Origin of the sequence: Thermosynechococcus sp., from assembly GCF_046299655.1 — a bacterium.
In the GTDB taxonomy this organism is placed as follows: Bacteria; Cyanobacteriota; Cyanobacteriia; order Thermosynechococcales; family Thermosynechococcaceae; genus Thermosynechococcus.
On the sequence record NZ_JBKBHZ010000003.1, the window covers coordinates 106,515 to 123,761 of the forward strand.

General features: G+C 52.3%; 15 protein-coding genes. 5 read left to right on the plus strand and 10 right to left on the minus strand.

From position 1 onward, the window contains the following. Window positions 1–5 precede the first annotated feature (5 nt). The 3 genes from ACK4HN_RS03395 to ACK4HN_RS03405 are packed head-to-tail and all read right to left on the minus strand — an operon-like array spanning window position 6 to window position 1,672. On the minus strand, window positions 6–809 hold the full coding sequence (locus ACK4HN_RS03395; RefSeq protein ID WP_409868655.1) for an MlaE family lipid ABC transporter permease subunit: 804 nt from the start codon (window positions 807–809) through the stop codon (window positions 6–8). 9 nt (window positions 810–818) lie between these two features. Then, complete coding sequence (locus tag ACK4HN_RS03400; RefSeq protein ID WP_409877223.1) at window positions 819–1,364, minus strand: DUF3172 domain-containing protein; 546 nt, start codon at window positions 1,362–1,364, stop codon at window positions 819–821. Window positions 1,365–1,399: 35 nt separating this feature from the next. Then, window positions 1,400–1,672 carry an RNA recognition motif domain-containing protein gene (locus ACK4HN_RS03405; protein WP_409877225.1) on the minus strand — a complete coding sequence of 91 codons (273 nt, stop codon included), beginning with the start codon at window positions 1,670–1,672 and terminating at the stop codon, window positions 1,400–1,402. Window positions 1,673–2,350: 678 nt separating this feature from the next. On the opposite strand from ACK4HN_RS03405, the gene ACK4HN_RS03410 reads away from it, so the two are divergent. Both ACK4HN_RS03410 and ACK4HN_RS03415 read left to right on the plus strand, forming a co-directional pair. After that, window positions 2,351–2,728, plus strand: a complete 378-nt coding sequence (locus ACK4HN_RS03410) for a hypothetical protein (protein WP_409877226.1) — start codon at window positions 2,351–2,353, stop codon at window positions 2,726–2,728. A gap of 56 nt (window positions 2,729–2,784) precedes the next feature. Beyond that, window positions 2,785–4,173: an NAD-dependent malic enzyme gene (locus tag ACK4HN_RS03415; protein WP_409877227.1), complete on the plus strand. Its 1,389-nt coding sequence runs from the start codon at window positions 2,785–2,787 to the stop codon at window positions 4,171–4,173. Window positions 4,174–4,185: 12 nt separating this feature from the next. Here ACK4HN_RS03415 and ACK4HN_RS03420 read toward each other — a convergent pair whose 3' ends face one another. From ACK4HN_RS03420 to ACK4HN_RS03445, 6 genes are all read right to left on the minus strand, one after another. After that, on the minus strand, window positions 4,186–5,550 hold the full coding sequence (locus ACK4HN_RS03420) for an S-layer homology domain-containing protein (RefSeq protein ID WP_409870340.1): 1,365 nt from the start codon (window positions 5,548–5,550) through the stop codon (window positions 4,186–4,188). Between the two features lie 121 nt (window positions 5,551–5,671). After that, window positions 5,672–7,549: a cation:proton antiporter gene (locus tag ACK4HN_RS03425; protein WP_409870342.1), complete on the minus strand. Its 1,878-nt coding sequence runs from the start codon at window positions 7,547–7,549 to the stop codon at window positions 5,672–5,674. Between the two features lie 172 nt (window positions 7,550–7,721). Then, window positions 7,722–8,030 (minus strand): DUF2499 domain-containing protein, encoded by a 309-nt coding sequence (locus ACK4HN_RS03430; RefSeq protein ID WP_409877228.1) that lies wholly within the window; start codon window positions 8,028–8,030, stop codon window positions 7,722–7,724. Then, window positions 8,030–9,082: a zinc-dependent dehydrogenase gene (locus ACK4HN_RS03435; RefSeq protein ID WP_409877229.1), complete on the minus strand. Its 1,053-nt coding sequence runs from the start codon at window positions 9,080–9,082 to the stop codon at window positions 8,030–8,032. Before ACK4HN_RS03435 ends, ACK4HN_RS03430 begins: the two co-directional genes overlap by 1 nt. Window positions 9,083–9,148: 66 nt before the next feature. Beyond that, complete coding sequence (gene dcm / locus ACK4HN_RS03440) at window positions 9,149–10,468, minus strand: DNA (cytosine-5-)-methyltransferase (protein WP_409877230.1); 1,320 nt, start codon at window positions 10,466–10,468, stop codon at window positions 9,149–9,151. After that, window positions 10,437–11,210 carry an Eco47II family restriction endonuclease gene (locus ACK4HN_RS03445; protein WP_409877231.1) on the minus strand — a complete coding sequence of 258 codons (774 nt, stop codon included), beginning with the start codon at window positions 11,208–11,210 and terminating at the stop codon, window positions 10,437–10,439. The genes dcm and ACK4HN_RS03445 overlap by 32 nt, the downstream gene beginning before the upstream one ends. 263 nt (window positions 11,211–11,473) lie before the next feature. Here ACK4HN_RS03445 and ACK4HN_RS03450 point away from each other — a divergent pair, with 263 nt between their 5' ends. The 3 genes from ACK4HN_RS03450 to pgsA all read left to right on the plus strand — a co-directional run bounded on the left by ACK4HN_RS03450 (window position 11,474) and on the right by pgsA (window position 15,488). Next, window positions 11,474–13,708 (plus strand): glycoside hydrolase, encoded by a 2,235-nt coding sequence (locus ACK4HN_RS03450; RefSeq protein ID WP_409877232.1) that lies wholly within the window; start codon window positions 11,474–11,476, stop codon window positions 13,706–13,708. Window positions 13,709–13,871: 163 nt separating this feature from the next. Further along, complete coding sequence (gene glpX / locus ACK4HN_RS03455; RefSeq protein WP_181495734.1) at window positions 13,872–14,915, plus strand: class II fructose-bisphosphatase; 1,044 nt, start codon at window positions 13,872–13,874, stop codon at window positions 14,913–14,915. A 66-nt stretch (window positions 14,916–14,981) separates the two neighbouring features. Then, window positions 14,982–15,488, plus strand: coding sequence for a CDP-diacylglycerol--glycerol-3-phosphate 3-phosphatidyltransferase (gene pgsA / locus ACK4HN_RS03460; protein WP_409870393.1), 507 nt, complete (start codon window positions 14,982–14,984; stop codon window positions 15,486–15,488). Here the strand turns inward: pgsA and ACK4HN_RS03465 are convergent. Next, window positions 15,473–17,125 (minus strand): alpha/beta hydrolase, encoded by a 1,653-nt coding sequence (locus ACK4HN_RS03465; RefSeq protein WP_409877233.1) that lies wholly within the window; start codon window positions 17,123–17,125, stop codon window positions 15,473–15,475. The genes pgsA and ACK4HN_RS03465 overlap by 16 nt on opposite strands. Window positions 17,126–17,247: the final 122 nt, after the last annotated feature.

The window sequence follows — 17,247 nt, forward strand, 5'->3', positions numbered from 1 at the left end:
AAGGATTAAAGCACCGGCACCAAACTACTACTGCCGCCAAAGAGTGCCCAAGACAGGAAAAAGTTGAGAATAAAGATGGCTAATAGGGAAATCACCACCGCCGCCGTGGTAGATTGACCCACCCCCTTGGCGCCCCCCGTGGTTGTCATGCCCCAATTGCAGCCAATAATAGCCACCACACCGCCAAAAATGCCCGATTTAATAATTGAACTCCACACATCCCAAGGCTGCAAAAAGTTCTGAATGGACTCAATATAGACCCCACGGGGAATGCCGTAAAGAAAATCGGCAATCATCAGGCCGCCCCACAGTCCCGTCACCAATGCCAACAGATTGAGAATAGGCAACATCAGCACACAGGCAACAAACCGTGGCACCACCAGATAATCCACGGGATCTGTGCCCAACATGTAGAGGGCATCAATTTGCTCCGTCACTTGCATGGTGCCAATTTCCGCCGCAAAGGCGGAGCCAACGCGTCCAGCCAAGACCACTGCTGTCAGTACAGGACCGAGTTCTCGCACTAGGGCGATCGCCAGCACCCCACCCACGGCAGAGGTAGCACCAAAGGCAATAAATTCACGGGCGACCTGAATCGTAAACACCATGCCTACAAAAGCTGCCGTAACTAAGGCAACACTGAGGGAAGCAGGGCCTACCAACGCCATTTGCTCAATCGAGTTGCGCAGGCTAATCCGTCCCCGCAGCAGATGAAAGGTTACCTCCCCCGCCAAAAGAAAGGCTGCCCCCAAGCGTCGTACACTCCGATGAGGACGCCACTGAAGCCGTGGCCATTTCAATGCCTTCATTCTTACGCCCTAGAAATTACCGGTTTCACCCGCAGCACCATTACCCAAGCCGGAGAGTTTCAGAAACAGGTTTTTATCGGTTGTACTCTGATAAACGCAGCTTATTTCAGGTTTGCCTTCAAGGTTGCCCACATAGCCAAAGGTATTCAGCCGCTGCCGACAACTGCGCAATTGTTCACCCGTCACCAGTTGGCGCTGCTCTAAAAGGGCAACGTTATTGGCGCGCAGTACACAGCCTGGTTGCATAGAGGGTTGAGACACAAAGACCGAAAAGGGGTTAAAGGTGACAAAAATCCGCGTATCCACCGCGATCGCGCTCGCACCAAATTGCACACAGATATCGGGATTGGGCGCCGCCTGATCAATAAACTGCGTTGAGGCCACATTATCAGGGTTCAGGGTCGTGGTTTTGCTAAAGGTGACCCCCACCCCCACACCAATAATAAAGACCCCTCCTAACACCGCTAAAGTGCGGGTATTCAGGGCTGGCTTCGATTCTGGTTGGGGAGACCGACGGGTTTGAGGACGCGGTGGAGAGGGTGAACGTCGAGGCATAGCAGGAAGAATAACACTTCCTTACCAGTATGCCCTTAGAAGGCAGAGTTTGACTGCCCTCCCGCTTGTTTTGGCTTCGCCTTGTTGACCTTGAGCATCCGTCCTAGCCATGTTGCACCGTCAAGATCATCAATGGCCACGGCTTCTTGGGTTTCATCCACCAATTCGACAAAAGCAAAGCCGCGCCGCTTGCCCGTCTCGCGATCCACCGGCAACACAATCCGGCGAATAGCGCCATATTTTTCAAAAACTTCGCGAAGATCGTTTTCAGTGGCCTCATAGGAGAGGTTGCCGATGTACAGTGTCATAACCCGAACTCAGAAGCAATTTGAGAATCATCATAGCCTCTCGCTTCCCCTTACCCATGCGATCTAGGCTACAGAACCCAACACCTTGCAAAGAAAATTAACGTTTTCTATCAGTCCCAAAATATAAATAAGTTAAAAAGAAATTAATTTCCCTTGATATCACCTACAGCCCTCTGCACAGGGTTCGAGTCAAGGCCAACAGATTCGACCAATCGCCTAAGCCCATTCTCTTGTAGAACCCGTCGGAATCGCTCTAGGAGAGAACTTGAGCGTTTTCAGTAACCTTGTAGAAAATAATTTCACCCGCCGCGAAAGGGATCCCTCAGGACAGGAGGTTACAATCTACTCCGAGAAAGGCTATATTGACAATGCTCCTGCTTTCCTTCGGGGAAGTGGATTAAATGAAAACTTAAATGAAAACTTAAATGAATGAAAACAAGGACTATCCCCTTTAGGGGTCAATTTGTGCCTGTGTCACTACTGGCATAGATTCAATGAAAAATGGCTATTCACCTGTCAGGATCAGAGTATCAGCGTAACGAGACCGCCTTTTGCCACGGTTGACGCTTCAAAACGCTGGTTGAGAGCACTTTGCGTTTCAGGTAGGGAAATAGAATGATTTCGTTGGCATGTTTAGCTCGGTCACTTTCAGTTGTATTGGGAGTTGTTACTCTTGGGTTGACCAATGGGCTGGCGATCGCTCAACCGCTCTTGGCACGACAGAATCAATTTCCATTGGCCAATGGTCTGTATCTCCTTGGGGAATCGCCCCAACCCCAACAGGTGGGTCATAGCTATATTGTCTTTGAAGTCAAAGATCACAAGGTTTATGGGGCTTTTTACATGCCCAATTCCTCCTTTGATTGTTTTCGGGGTACTGTAGGCGATCGCCAGCTGCAAGTGACCGTTTTGCCCGCCTATGAAGAGGAACCCTATCCAGCAGAAATTGACTTATTGAGCTTTTATAGTCTGCGCCGTATTAGCGCCAGCGATCGCGCTCTCTTGGCTGCCTGTAAAGCCGAGCCACTACCCATTGCCACCCAGCCAGGAAGCTAGGCAAAGGTGCTATCATCAAACGGTACCTTTTGCCGTTAACTTTTGGTTAAGTCCGAATGGTTAAGCTCACCCCGACGCCTGCCTATAGTCTGACGCTGCGATTAGAAACCTCTTTCGATCCAGCAGAATTAGGCACTGTACTTCAAGTCATTGGTAGGCAACAAGGGCAAGTGGGTTCCATCACCCTCATCGAGAAAACCGCCAATAAAATTCTGCGGGAACTGGTGGTGGTGGCTGCTAGCCACGATCATGCTGAGGCCATTGTCAATGCGGTCAAGTGTGACACTCAAGCCACGGTGCTCGAGGTGAGCGATCGCACGTTTCGGCTCCATGAGGGCGGCAAAATCACCGTCAAAAGCAAGCATCCTTTGCAAGAATACGACGATCTGGCCATGGCCTATACGCCAGGGGTGGGGCGGGTCTCCCAGGCGATCGCTGAGGATCCGCAATTAGTCCACAAGCTCACCATCAAAAGCCATACCGTGGCCATTGTCAGTGATGGCAGTGCAGTTTTGGGATTAGGCAATATCGGGGCAGCGGCTGCGCTACCCGTCATGGAGGGCAAAGCGATGCTTTTTCAGGAATTTGCCGGTCTGGACGCCTTTCCCATCTGCTTGAGCACGCAGGATGTAGATGAAATCGTTGCCACTGTCAAGCACATTGCCCCCGTTTTTGGGGGCATCAACCTTGAGGATATTAGCGCCCCCCGCTGCTTTGAAATCGAAGCCCGCCTGCAAGCGGAACTGGATATTCCTGTCTTTCACGATGACCAGCACGGCACCGCCATTGTTACCCTTGCGGCTCTGAAAAATGCCCTGCAGCTGGTGGGGAAATCCTTGGAAACTGTGCGCATTGTCATTAACGGTGCCGGGGCAGCGGGAATTGCGGTGGCTCGTCTCCTGCGCAAAGCCGGCGCCAAGGACTTAATCCTGTGTAATCGCCGTGGCATTCTTTCAGTGCAGGCAGAGCTGACTCCCGCCCAACGGGAATTTGCCGTTCCCCAAACGGGAACCCTTGCTGATGCCCTTAAAGATGCCGATGTCTTTATTGGCTTGAGTGCCCCTGGGGTTCTGACGGTGGAAATGGTGCAGCGTATGGCCAAGCAGGCAATTGTTTTTGCCATGGCCAATCCTGTTCCCGAAATTCAACCGGAGCTAATCTATGACCAAGTGGCGGTCGTGGCCACTGGACGCAGTGACTATCCGAATCAAATCAACAATGTGCTGGCTTTTCCGGGAGTGTTTAAGGGCACCCTCGCCTGTCGGGCACCCCGCATGACAGAGGAGATGTTTCTTGCCGCAGCAGAGGCGATCGCCCGCTTAGTCAGTCCCTCGGAACTGCACTCAGCCTATATTATTCCCTCCGTGTTTGATCCACGGGTGGCACCGGCAGTGGCCAAGGCAGTGGAGGAATGCGCGCGATCGCTGGGATTGGCGCGAGCCTAGTCTCTATGGGGTCTATTGGGAGACGGTAAAGGGCTGAGTCAGGGTCAAGCCCAAATCCATATTGGCATCAACGACCACCAGTCGCTGCACCGCTGGATCAATGACACCCCCAATCGTGGCGCCAGCCGCTGCACCGGTAATCACTTTTTCGGGTGTAATCTTGCGATCGCCAATCACCGCAGAGGCACCGGCAGCCACAGCAGCACCAATCAGCGTGTCGCGAATAATGGAGGTGGCAGGCCGCCCTTGGTTGGTTTCAATCGCTGCTCCCGTCACTGTCCCCGTGAGTACTTTCAGGGGTGTAATCTTGCGATCTCCTGCCAAGCCAGCAATCCCCGCTGCTACCGCCGAACCAATGGCCGCGTTGCGGAAGATATTGGCAATATTGGGGTCACGGGCATCGCGAATGGTACGAATCACTTGCGAATTAGCCGCGATTGGGAGTTGGCGATTATTGATCACCACCGTATTAGCGACAAATTGGGAGCCTCCTTCAGCAGGCTGGATTTGACCAAAAATTTCACTGCCCACGGGAATCACCACACGACCTTGGCTATCGCGGACATCGGCAGCCGTCACCAAGCGAATGGCAACCGTCTCATTGGGGCTAAGGACAATCCGCTCGGCATCCGGGAAGCGGGCTGGAATTTGCTGACCCGCCGGTAGAGTAATGGCAGTGGGTGAGGTTGTGCGGACACCCGCAATGTACTGCGTTGGTACTAAAGCTTGAGCACCCGGGGCACGGGTTGCTTGACAGAGGAAAGCAGCAATATCGGCACGGGTAGCCAGTTGATTGGGGTTCAGAAACTGCACATTGGGATAGTTCACCACCACCTGTTTAGCAGTGGCAGCCGCCACCCCCGTACGTCCGTAGGCTGGAATCGCCGCGGCATCATTGAACTGGGCTAAGACCCCCTCCACAGAAGGCGGTGTGGGATATTGCAAGCCACTGGCCAAGGCCACGATCGCCTGAACACGCGGAATATTTTGATTAGGCTGAAACACATTGCCGGGGTAGCCACTCAAGAAGCCCGTGCGGGTGGCATTTTGAATTGCACTGGCCGCCCAAAATGTACTGGGCACATCGTTAAATGTACTGGGGGCACGCACCACTGGCGCATTGGGAAAGGCTTTCCCCAGCATGGCAGCATATTCAGCACGGGTTACTGCCGCAAAGGGACGGAAGGTGCCATCGGGATAGCCGCTGATAATGTTGCGACTGGCAAGGTGATCAATGCAGGCCTGCGCCCAGATGCCTTGGGTATCCGTAAAACGGGATTGGGCTTGGGCTGGAACAGCCGCTCCAAGGGCAAGGGTACCAGAACTCATTAAACCGCAGCTTACAACCGCCAAGCTGCGCTGTGCTAGGTTCGGCATAAGACTCTCTCCAAAGTCTAAATCACTCAATTTTTAAGCAGTGGGGCTGGCTTGCCCCACAGGGGTTGGGGAATCACGAAATTATTCAAAGGGTTTGAAGGTAGGGACGGCTAGCGGGGCATTAGGTTCCCTTGGCAGTTGGGGTTTCACTGGGAATCAACACCGATTCCACTTGGGTATTCATTTGCCAGCCGGAAATCAGCGCCGCAGGAAGGGTGTGGGGTTTAGGACTATGGAGCAGATAAATCAGGCGATCGCCCACTTGCCACTCTTCATTGGCTCGCACTACCCGCAATCCCTCTGGCCGTTCCACAAGCAGGGGCAAGACTTTGCCAGAACGCACTAGAGCTTCTAGGTGTTGACGTTGCAACTGGGATCGCTCCTCCTCAATCACCAGTTCCCCCAAACGAACCGCCTCAGTGTTGATATACTGGTTCCATTTTTTGATTGACAGTTGGGGGGCAAAGGCGGGACTCAACCCCAAGGGACAATCCTCTAACTCAAGGGCAGCCAAGACCCGTGGCGGGTGAAATTCCTCGAGGACGCGCTGTGCCAAGACAGCATTTACTTCCGTATTACTGGTAACTGCAAGATAAGTACCCAACTGGGTAATCCCCGCCTCCTGCAAAATGTTCAGGTCAAGGGCACTACTGAGATAGACGGGCAGGTGTTCGCGACGGGCGTGTTCAACCGCCTCGGGGTCGGTGTCAATCATCACCACCTCTTCGCCGCGATCGCGCAAAATCCGCGCCAACAAGCGACCCAAGGGCGTACAGCCCGCAATCATCACCCCTGAAGCCCCTTGGGCACGCACATGCAGTTGCGTTGCCACCCAGCGAGCCGTTAAGCCTTGGCCAAAAACGGTCATCAAAATCGTCAGGAAGACCTGTCCTTTGATAGCATCGCCGCCACTAATCCCTGCATCGGTGAGGCGAATGGCAAAGAGAGAGGCCACAGAAGCGGCCACAATCCCTCGCGGCGCAATCCAACTCAGGAAGGCTTTTTGTTGCCAACTCAGATCGCTGCCCCATGTACACAACAGAACACTCAGGGGACGGATGAGCACCATCAAGCACAGCACCGTGAGCACCCCCGACCAGCCTAGCTCCAACAGACCCGCAATCGAGAGATCCGCAGCCAGTAGGACAAATAACACTGAGATGGAAAGGGTACTCAATTGGCCCTTAAAGCGCCGCAGCAGACGCCCTCCCGGCACATCTAACCAACGCAGCACGAGTCCCAGAACCACTGCTGTCATGAGACCCGATTCACTCACCAGTTGATCTGAGACCCAAAACAGCCCCCACAGTACCGCCAGCACGAGAAGATTGCGGAGATCATCGGCCAAAAACCAAGCACGGCGTAGGAACCGACTCAGTAACCACCCCCCCACGCCGCCAATCAAAGCACCCACCGCCAAGCGCTGCGCTATTCCTAGGGCGATCGCCCCCATGCCGAGGTCTTGATTGAGCACCACGTTTAGCACCATCACCGCCAAAATGGCCCCAATGGGGTCAATCAGTACCCCTTCCCCTTCGAGAATGACCGCCAGCTTATGCTCGACTCCCACTTGCCGCAGCAGGGGTCCCACAACCGTCGGCCCAGTCACCACCACGAGGGAGGCATAGAGAAAGGCCAATTGCCACGGAAATTCGCCAATCCAATGGGCCGCCATGGCTCCCCCCACTAGGGTAATTAAACTCCCAATGCTCACGAGCTTCCAAAGGCTGCCGCTAATGTCTTGGTCAGCGCGAGTGAGATCTAAACTCAACCCCCCCTCAAAGAGGATCAAGGCTACGCACAGGGGCACTAACACTTCTAGGCCTTCCCCAAGGGCTTCTGGATGCACTAGCCCCAAACCACTGGGGCCTGAAACAATCCCTGCAAGCAGCAACAGAACAATACTAGGTAGCCGTAGCCACTGAGCCATGACTTGAGCGCCAATGCCCAAGCCCACAACCATGACGAATAGGGCGGTCAGTTCAGCACTACTTTCCATTGCAGCCTCCACAGCGGTTTAGGCCTTCAGGGCTAGATGAACGGGCAAACATTCCTCCTTTTTTACGTCAAAGAGCAGTATTGGACTGTTGCATTGATCACAGCCGGGCGAACCTGATTACAGGATACTGGAAGTCCTTGAGCACTGCCAATTTCAATCAATTTTGCTAAATTTAAGGAGAGGAGACGGACCGCGATCGCCACCACAGCCATGCCGCCGCACCACAGAGGGTACAGTTGCCAATGAACGTGAGCAGCGCTTGCAGATCCACCAACCAAGCCAGTGTCGCTGCATTATCGAAGTAATGCCACGTACAGGCACACATGGCACTCACCAACGCTGGCAACATTGCCCACGCCAACCACCGCCATCCCTGCTCCGGACAGCGGCGATCCAGTTGTGCCACAAACCAAATAGCGGCCATCCACTCCAGCACACTGGAGATATGGACTATCCAAGTGGGAATTGATAGAGCATGCATCAGGACTCTGGATAGATGAGAATTTTATAGGTTTCTGGGCTGGGGTGAATCGCCCGTTCCACGGCTTCAGCTAATTTTGAGAGGGGATAGCGATCGCTTACCAATGTGTTCACATCAATACGGCGGTTAAAGATAATGTCGCAGGCAAGGGACTGCAAGCGATAGGAGGAACTGTAGCTGCCCATGAGGTCAATCTCACGGCGATAGAGAATATTGGGATTGAGGGGAATTTCCACTTCGTCAGGAAACTCGGCAAAGAAGAGAATTTTCCCCCCTTTGCGGGTACACTCTAGGGCTTGGAAAAAGGCCTTTTCACTGGGTACCGCCAAGAGACTGACATCCACCCCCAAGCCGTGGGTCAGGGCTTGTACCTTGGCACTGAGATCAGGATCACGGGCATCAAAGGCGGCTGCAGCGCCCACTTCCTTGGCCTTGGCAATTCGGGAGAGCAGCAGATCGGTGGCGATCGCCCGTGCCCCAAAGAGATTCACCAGCATGATAAACATCAGGCCAATCGGCCCTGCCCCTGTAATTAGTACTGTTTGACCGGGAGCAATCCCCGCTTTCTTGACTGCCTTCAGACAACAATTGGTGGGTTCAACAAAGCTGGCTTCCTCATCACTAATGTCATCGGGAATGGGGATTAAACCCCCATGCTGCACAATATGCCCCGGCACTTTCACATACTCGGCAAAGCCGCCGCCACTGGGAATAAAGCCCGCCGTTGTCGTTACTGTCCTATAGACATGGCACATGGAGTAGTTTTCATTCAAGCAGTAGGCGCAGTGCATACAGGGAATATGGTGCATGACCACCACCCGCTGCCCCACCTGCCAACCCGTCACAGTCTCCCCCACTGCCGCAATTTCCCCCACGGTTTCATGGCCAAAGATACGGGGCGGCTCATAGAGGGGATAGCGAATTTTTTTGATGTCCGATTGGCACAACCCAACCACTCTGACCCGCACTAGCACTTCATCGGCAGCAATCTCTGGAATCGGAATCTCTTCATAGCTGAGTTGATTTACCCCTCGGAACACTTGGGCTTTCATTGCAACCTTGGCAAACTCGTCACCCCTAAGATACAGCCCTTTTCCCAAGGAGGGAAGCCACGCCCCCTAGGCAAATGAAAACTCTAGTTGCTTAGCCGAGGGTGAAAAAACAGCAGGCTGAGGCAATTTCGTTTCAAGGGCATTCAATAGATTTACCAGCGATCGCCCCACTGCTGCCGCTAAGTTAACGGGCACCGCATTGCCAATCTGACGATACTGACTCGAAAGAGAACCACAAAACCGCCACTCGTCAGGGAACGTTTGGATACGGGCATATTCACGCACGGTCAGGGGTCGGGTTTCGGTGGGATGGCAGCGTTCCGTTTGCTTTTGGGCAGGAGAGCAAGTCAATGTCAGCGCCGGTTCATCCCATGCAAGGCGCCGTGCCATGCCCGTTTTGCCCCCATCGAGGTGAAAACTGCCCATCAAATAGGCCCGCTGAAGGTCGGGGGGTAAGTCGCGCCAACATCCCCCTTCAGGCACCCGTTGTAAAATTGCCGCTTTCTGCGCAGGGTAGCGCTGACCCTCAGAAGGCGGCACATCGGTTTCGTAGAGCACTCCGGCTTTGAGGGCGTCCACCAACGTCATGATTTGCGGACAAGGACTAGGCCAAGCGAACTGCGCGTAGAGAACCAAGTCATTACGAATTCCTACCAAGAATAAGCGCTGTCGCTTTTGAGGAACGCGATAGAACAGGGCATTGAGAACCTGTGGTGGCAGCAGCGTATAGCCCATGTCTGAAAGTACGGTTTCAATCGTTCTAATGGTACGCCCGCGATCGTGGCTGAGCAGACCCCGCACATTTTCCGCCAAGAACACTTTGGGTTGAACTTCTTTGATGGCTCGTGCAAATTCAAAAAATAGCGTGCCGCGGGTGTCAGCAAAACCTAATTTTTCACCTGCATAGGAAAAAGCCTGGCAGGGGAATCCACCGGTCAGCAGGTCAATTTCTGTCTCGATTAGACCTGCCCAGTTAAGCGTGCGAATATCTGCCTCAACCACTGGCCACTGGGGACGATTTTGCCGCAACGTCCCGCAGGCATCCTTATCAATTTCGTTCAGACAGACAACGTGCAACCCCGCCCGTTCTAATCCCAAAGCCAGACCTCCTGCCCCTGCAAATAATTCAAGGGTTTGGTAGGGTCGCAAGGGCTGGATCAATTGTTCCTGCTCCCAAGGGCTGAAAATAAGTTCCCGGAATTTGGCAAACTGAAGCAGTTGTGCCACAGGATAGTAGCGTTTGCCCCGTTCATCTTCTTTACTACAGGTCAAGAGACCGTGACGCTCCCACTTTTGTATAGTAGTTTTTGTTACATTGAGAATATCGGCGATCAACTCAGCCGAGAGGACATCATTAGTCTTGTGTAAAATTCTTAAATCCTTCATAGCTGTCAAATGCTAAAAGATAAAGAGCTGTCAAGAGATCTTGATTACGTTTTCTTAACTCTTCCAGAATATTGTTATTTTCAGATGAGAAGCCGATTTCAATTCCTTCATCTCTAATGACTTTAATGACATCACGAATAATTCGTGGTAGTTTTTTGCACAATTTTGCAAATGCGTGATCATCACCCGTTGCAATCGCATAAAATCTATCAATTGAAATTATTCTTATTCTTTCACATTCAACAACTTCATTGTCTATTTTAACAGACCAAGGATTGTTTCTAGACTCTTTTGAAATTACTTCAATCAAGAAACAAGTTGCTTTTAAATTATTTTCGATCGTTTTTCGCATCTTGCGAAAAGTGTTTTCTTTTGCATTACTGTTCATTGTGTTAAATTTATTTTTGATTTCTGCATAATAATTTTTCTCATGGTTAACTATATCATAACCTAATTTGAGAACTTCCCAGCCTTGAATGTATTTAAAAATATTTTGATGAAAATATCCAATTTGATTATTATTAGACTTATCAATTTGTCTTATGATTTCTCTTTGAATAAATTCGACATCACTGAGATTATATACAAGCATATCAAAGGTTGCTTTTATTGGATCAATTTTAAGCTTTTTGAATTCCGTGTAATTGATTGATAAACGATACTTTAAAATTATGTCTTTAACATGGTTACGAATATTATTGTCGCTAATAAACCCTAAGTTGTACTGACTTCCAGTGGACATAATCAATTTTTTGAAAATCCAAAAGCTTTATAGAGAATGGTACAGTATGTACAGTACTTTTTATATGGATGGAATACACCCAAAATGGTCAAAACTACTATGAGCCGACAGCAGGCACTGAGGCAGGAGCATAACCCATACTCTAGAAAAGGGCTATATTAAGATTTTTGCTGCTTGTGAGATGTTACGTAACAAAGTGGTGGTGGAAGAAACTCTCCTGAAATACTAGAGGAGAAGTCTTAAGTACTGGGGGCAAGTTTGTTGTGGCCTATCCCTTGCACATTGCCTTCATTTGGCACCAGCACCAACCTCTCTATAAAAGTTGTCGCACCGGTCAATACCTGCTCCCTTGGGTACGGCTCCACGGCACTAAGGACTACCTAGATTTGATTCTTGTCCTCGCCAGATATCCCCGCCTTAAGCAAACCGTCAATCTTGTTCCCTCGCTACTGTTACAAATTCAAGACTATGTGAACGGAACCGCCCTTGATCCCTATCTGACCGCAGCACTGACACCGGTTGAGCAGCTCACGGATCAGCAGCGGTGGTTTATCATTGAGCATTTTTTTGATGCCCACCACCGCACGATGATTGACCCGCATCCCCGCTATCGGGAACTCTACGAGCAGCGACAAACTCACGGCAAAGCGTGGTGTTGGCAAAATTGGCAACCCCAAGATTATGGCGATTTGTTGGCGTGGCACAATTTAGCGTGGATTGATCCCCTGTATTGGGAGGAGCCAGAGATTGCCCAATGGTTGTCCAAAGGACGGGATTTTAGCCTTAGCGATCGCCAGCGGATCATTGCCAAACAGCGAGAAATTCTCAGCCAAATTATCCCCCAGCATCGCGCCCTGCAAGAGGCGAGTCAAATTGAAGTCACCGCCACGCCCTACACCCACCCGATCTTGCCCCTCTTAGTGGACACCGATGCTGCAAAAGTCGCCGTTCCCAATATCGCCTTGCCCCAACAGCGGTTTCAATATCCTGAAGATGTTTCGCGGCATTTGCGGCGGGCGCGAGTTCTCTATGAGCAATTCTTTGGGCGATCGCCCCGCGGACTGTGGCCGTCAGAACAATCAGTCAGCCCAGCGATTCTTGAACCGATTCTGGAGCAGGGATTTGAGTGGATTTGCGCCGATGAAGCCATCCTGGGCTGGACAACGGGCACCTATTTTCACCGCAACGAAGCAGGGGTTGTCCAACAGGCCAATGTTCTTTACCAGCCCTATCGCCTAACCACTAGCAAAGGGGATCTCAACATTGTCTTTCGTGATCATCGCCTCTCGGATTTGATTGGCTTTACCTACAGTGCCATGGCACCTGAAGCAGCAGCAGCAGATCTACTCAAGCAGCTTGAGGGCATTCGCCAGCAACTCATTGCCTATGAAGGAACTGGCCAGTCCAGCTTAACGCAACCATGGCTTGTAACCATTGCCCTTGATGGTGAAAACTGCTGGGAGTACTATCCCCGCGACGGCCTACCCTTCTTAGAACGGCTCTACCAAGGCCTGAGCGAGAGCGAGCACTTTGCCTGCGTCTCTGTGGCGGAGTATCTACAACAGTATCCGCCGCGTGCGGTAATTGCGGGTTCTGCTCTCCACAGCGGCTCGTGGATTGACGGCAATTTCTGCACTTGGATTGGCGATCCGGTCAAAAACAAGGCTTGGGACTATCTGGCGGCGGCTCGCCAAACCCTTGAACGCCACCCCGAAGCTACGGAAACAAACAATCCAGCAGCATGGCAAGCTCTATTTGCCGCTGAAGGCTCTGACTGGTTTTGGTGGTTTGGTGAAGGTCACTCCTCGAACCACGATGCCATGTTTGACCAGCTTTTCCGTGAGCATTTAATGGCCCTTTACACGGCATTGGGGGAGCCCATTCCTGAGGTTCTTAACCATCCCTTGGAAGTCCACGAAGCTAAGGCCACCTACCCGCCCCAAGGCTTTATTCACCCTGAAATTGATGGGCGCGGCGATGAGCAGGACTGGAACTTTGCCGGACGGATTCAAATTGGTGGCAGCCGAGGGACGATGCACCGCCAAACCCTAATCAATCGCCTCTGGTATGGGGTGGATCACCTCAATATCTATCTACGTCTTGATGCCCCTAGCCAAAAACAGCCCTTTGGGACTGACATCAGTGCCCTGCACTTTTGCTGGTACTACCCCAACATGGTGACGTACAATAGCCCCCTCTCTGACCTGCGAGATTGTCCCGACGCAGCGCCCCTCAACTACCTGTACCACCATCAATTAATAATTGACCTTGAAAAACAGCTGCTCACCTTCAAAGAGGCGATCGCCAACTATCAGTGGGAAGAACGCCCGACCCATGCTCGCTATGCCTTGGGCATTTGCCTAGAGGTGGCGATTCCGTGGGCAGATTTGCACCTGCGCCCCGATTGTGGTCTGCATCTGTTGATTGTGTTGGCCCAGGATGGCTACTACTTAGATCATCTGCCCAAAGAACAACTGCTCGTTTTGACCACCCCCTAGTCTGGAGGGCGAGCCTTACAACCCGCGATCGCCCTAACGTCCTCGTGAAATAATACTTGAGAGCAAATTAATTTGCAGTGAAAAATTATTTTCTGCGTCCCAAAGTTCTGTAAGCTCAGAGAGGAAACCTCTGCGGGATCAACTGTGCACTTAGGAGGGTTGTGTGGATAACGTCATCGGCTTAGAGATTATCGAAGTGGTTGAGCAGGCGGCGATCGCCGCCGCGCGCTGGATGGGCAAAGGGGACAAGCACATGGCCGATCAGGTGGCTGTGGATGCCATGCGCAACCGCATGAATCAAATCCATATGCGCGGTCGCATTGTCATTGGTGAAGGGGAACGGGATGAAGCGCCGATGCTCTACATTGGCGAAGAAGTGGGCATTTGTACCCGTCCCGATGCTGCCCAATACTGTAACCCCGAAGAACTGATTGAAATTGACATTGCCGTTGACCCCTGCGAAGGGACCAACCTCTGTGCCTACGGCCAACCGGGATCAATGGCGGTCTTGGCCATCTCTGAAAAAGGGGGGCTATTTGCGGCACCGGACTTTTACATGAAGAAATTGGCGGCGCCCCCTGCGGCTAAGGGCAAAGTGGATATTCGTTACTCGGCAACCGAAAACCTAAAAATTCTCTCGGAATGCCTTGACCGTGCCATTGATGAATTGGTGGTGGTGGTCATGAAGCGCGATCGCCACAATGACTTGATTCAAGAAATTCGCGATGCGGGTGCCCGTGTTCAACTGATCTCCGATGGCGATGTCTCGGCAGCCCTCTCCTGTGCCTTCTCTGGGACCAACATTCATGCCCTCATGGGCATTGGCGCCGCACCTGAAGGGGTGATTTCTGCGGCTGCCATGCGCGCCTTGGGTGGGCACTTCCAAGGGCAACTGGTCTATGATCCCGCTGTGGTGATGACCAAAGAATGGGCCAATCGCACCCGCGAAGGCAACCTCGAAGAACTGAAAAAAGCCGGCATTACCGATCCCGATAAAGTCTATGAAGCCGAGGAATTGGCCTCTGGGGAGACGGTACTCTTTGCTGCCTGTGGCATTACCCCCGGTATGCTCATGAAAGGGGTGCGCTTCTTCAAGGGGGGTGCCCGTACCCAATCGCTGGTCATTTCCACCCAGTCGAAGACAGCGCGCTTTGTGGATACCATCCACATGTTCGATAAGCAGTTGAAGTCGCTGCAGTTGTACTAAGCACTGCCCGCGATGAAGGACAATGAACTCCCTCTCGGTGAGGGGGTTTTCTTTTGCATGAGTGCCATGCCCTTGAACCTCGCCACGACGATTACCCTTGCCCGCCTGTTGATCGTGCCAGTGATCCTAGGCTTGCTCTCCTTCAATGATGGAGCGGTCTATCGCTGGTGGGCTGTCGGCCTGTTTCTAGTGGCCGCCCTTACGGATTGGCTGGATGGCTATATTGCGCGTCGCTTCCAGCAGGTCACAGATTTGGGCAAGGTGCTTGATCCACTGGTGGATAAGTTGCTGATCCTTGTGCCTCTTTTAATTTGTATTGAGTGGGGAGAGGTGACCGCCTGGTCAGTGGCCTTGATCCTCTTTCGGGAGTTGGGAATTGCCAGTTGGCGGGTTCAGCAATCGCACATTCAGGGGGCAAACCTTTGGGGCAAAGCCAAAACCGTTAGCCAGATGGTGGCTGTGGCATTGCTTCTAGCTCCCTTACCTCCGAGTTGGCAGGGGGGAATACTCGTTGTGTATGGGGGGGCGATCGCCCTCACGCTAATATCCGGGGCACTTTATTTGCGAGGCTGACTCCCCATTCGGCCTGCCAGTACCTCCTGCAACTGCTGCGGATTAATGTGATCCACCCAATAGGCTTGAAAGGTTGGCTGGGCAGCTTGGTGAGCAAAGGTTTGACTCAAGAACGGACGCAACTGCGCATTTTGTTGATTAAAGACACCAAAGAAGGCTGCACTCACCCCCTTGAAAAAGGGCTGCGCCAACTGCGGATTCGGACCTATGAGATCATCGGGTACTGGCAACACCCCTGCTGCACTGACCCCCACGGCCGAAAAGTGGGTACCAGGCACCAGCATGGCAAGATACTTGGGCTGTGCCTGCAACCATGTAAAGGGCAAGATTTGCTCCTCTAGCGGTGGCGCAAAAACATCCTTGCTGCTGGAAATAATCAGCGTGGGCACGTTAATATTGGCCATGCCCTGCTCGCCGATGAGAACACTGCTCACCGGATTGACCGCCATCACGGCCTTGACCCGTGGATCTGCCAGCTTAGAGGGTGGGTCAGAAAGACCGAGACTACGGCACTGTAAGGGCAGTGAGATATTAAAGATAAAGAGATCGTTGGCGGCTGCCAGACAGCGTTGTTTCACAGCATCCCAGTCAACCCTACCTCCCGCCGCTGCCAAGACGGTAAAGCCCCCCATGGAGTGACCAAGGAGACCAACATTGTGGGTGTCAATTTTCAGGGCAGGGTTTTTCTGAACCAAAGCCGCCACGGCATCCACGCCAAACTTTAAGTCAAAGGGACGCTGCGCCCAATCCTTCGGCAAATTCTCATAGTCTAAGGGTGCCCCTGACAGAAAACTACTGATCCGACTGGCATCAGAGCCGGGGTGAGTCACCGCCAAAACGGCTAGCCCATAACTGGCGAGGTGCTCCGCTAAGTAGGCAAATGTCGTGCGGTCTGAGGCCAAGCCGTGGGAGATGACCACCAAAGGGGCAGGCGCTGTAATCCCTGTTGGGATATAAAGATCCGCAGGAATTAGTCCAGTGGTGCGATTGGGATTGGTAAATGCAATTTTTTGCTTTTGCCACTGGAAAGGCCCTTTTTGAGCGGGATTGAGGGTTGGCAGAGGTGTTTTCGGTTGGAGTTGCGCCAAGCGCTGGATAAAGTCTTGCGCCCGTTGTTCTTGGTTCACTGCCCGGGTAAAGGCACCCACCGCCTTCAGACCCAACTCGCCGTTGACCCTAACACTCTTGCCCGGAAAGGCTTGGAGTACTGAAAGCAGAGTAATGCCTGAGGGAGAATTGGCGGCAGCTGTTAAGGCTTCCCCAAGGGCTTGGCCACCATTGACATCATTATCTGCCCGAATGACTTGGCCGATCCGCTCTAGAAAGCTTTGACCAATGGGACTGTTGACAAACTGGCGGACGGTGGTGGGTTCTAAGTCCATGCGGGTTGTGAGGCCTTCCCGCAGATTTGGCTCTTGGTCATTGGGGAGCAACCGAATTAAAAACCTTAGCGTTGGACTGGCATTGCCTGTCTTAGCAAATGTGGCAAGGTCACTCACTTGAATGTTGAATGTGCCAAAGGGTGGATAAACGAGGCTAAGCTGCTCCGCAGCCAGTCCACCGTGTCCCCAAAGTGCTGCAGCCACGCCCAAGAGGGAGAACCATTGCCACTTTTTCCTTGTGCGTGCGATCGCCATCGCCGAACCCCCTTTAGGTAATCACTAGCCCTAGTGTAGTTTACAAGGTCACTTGCAATTAACTTTCAAGGACTGGCGGCTGCAGAGACCAGTTCCCCATCTTTGAAAAACGCTGTGAAGGG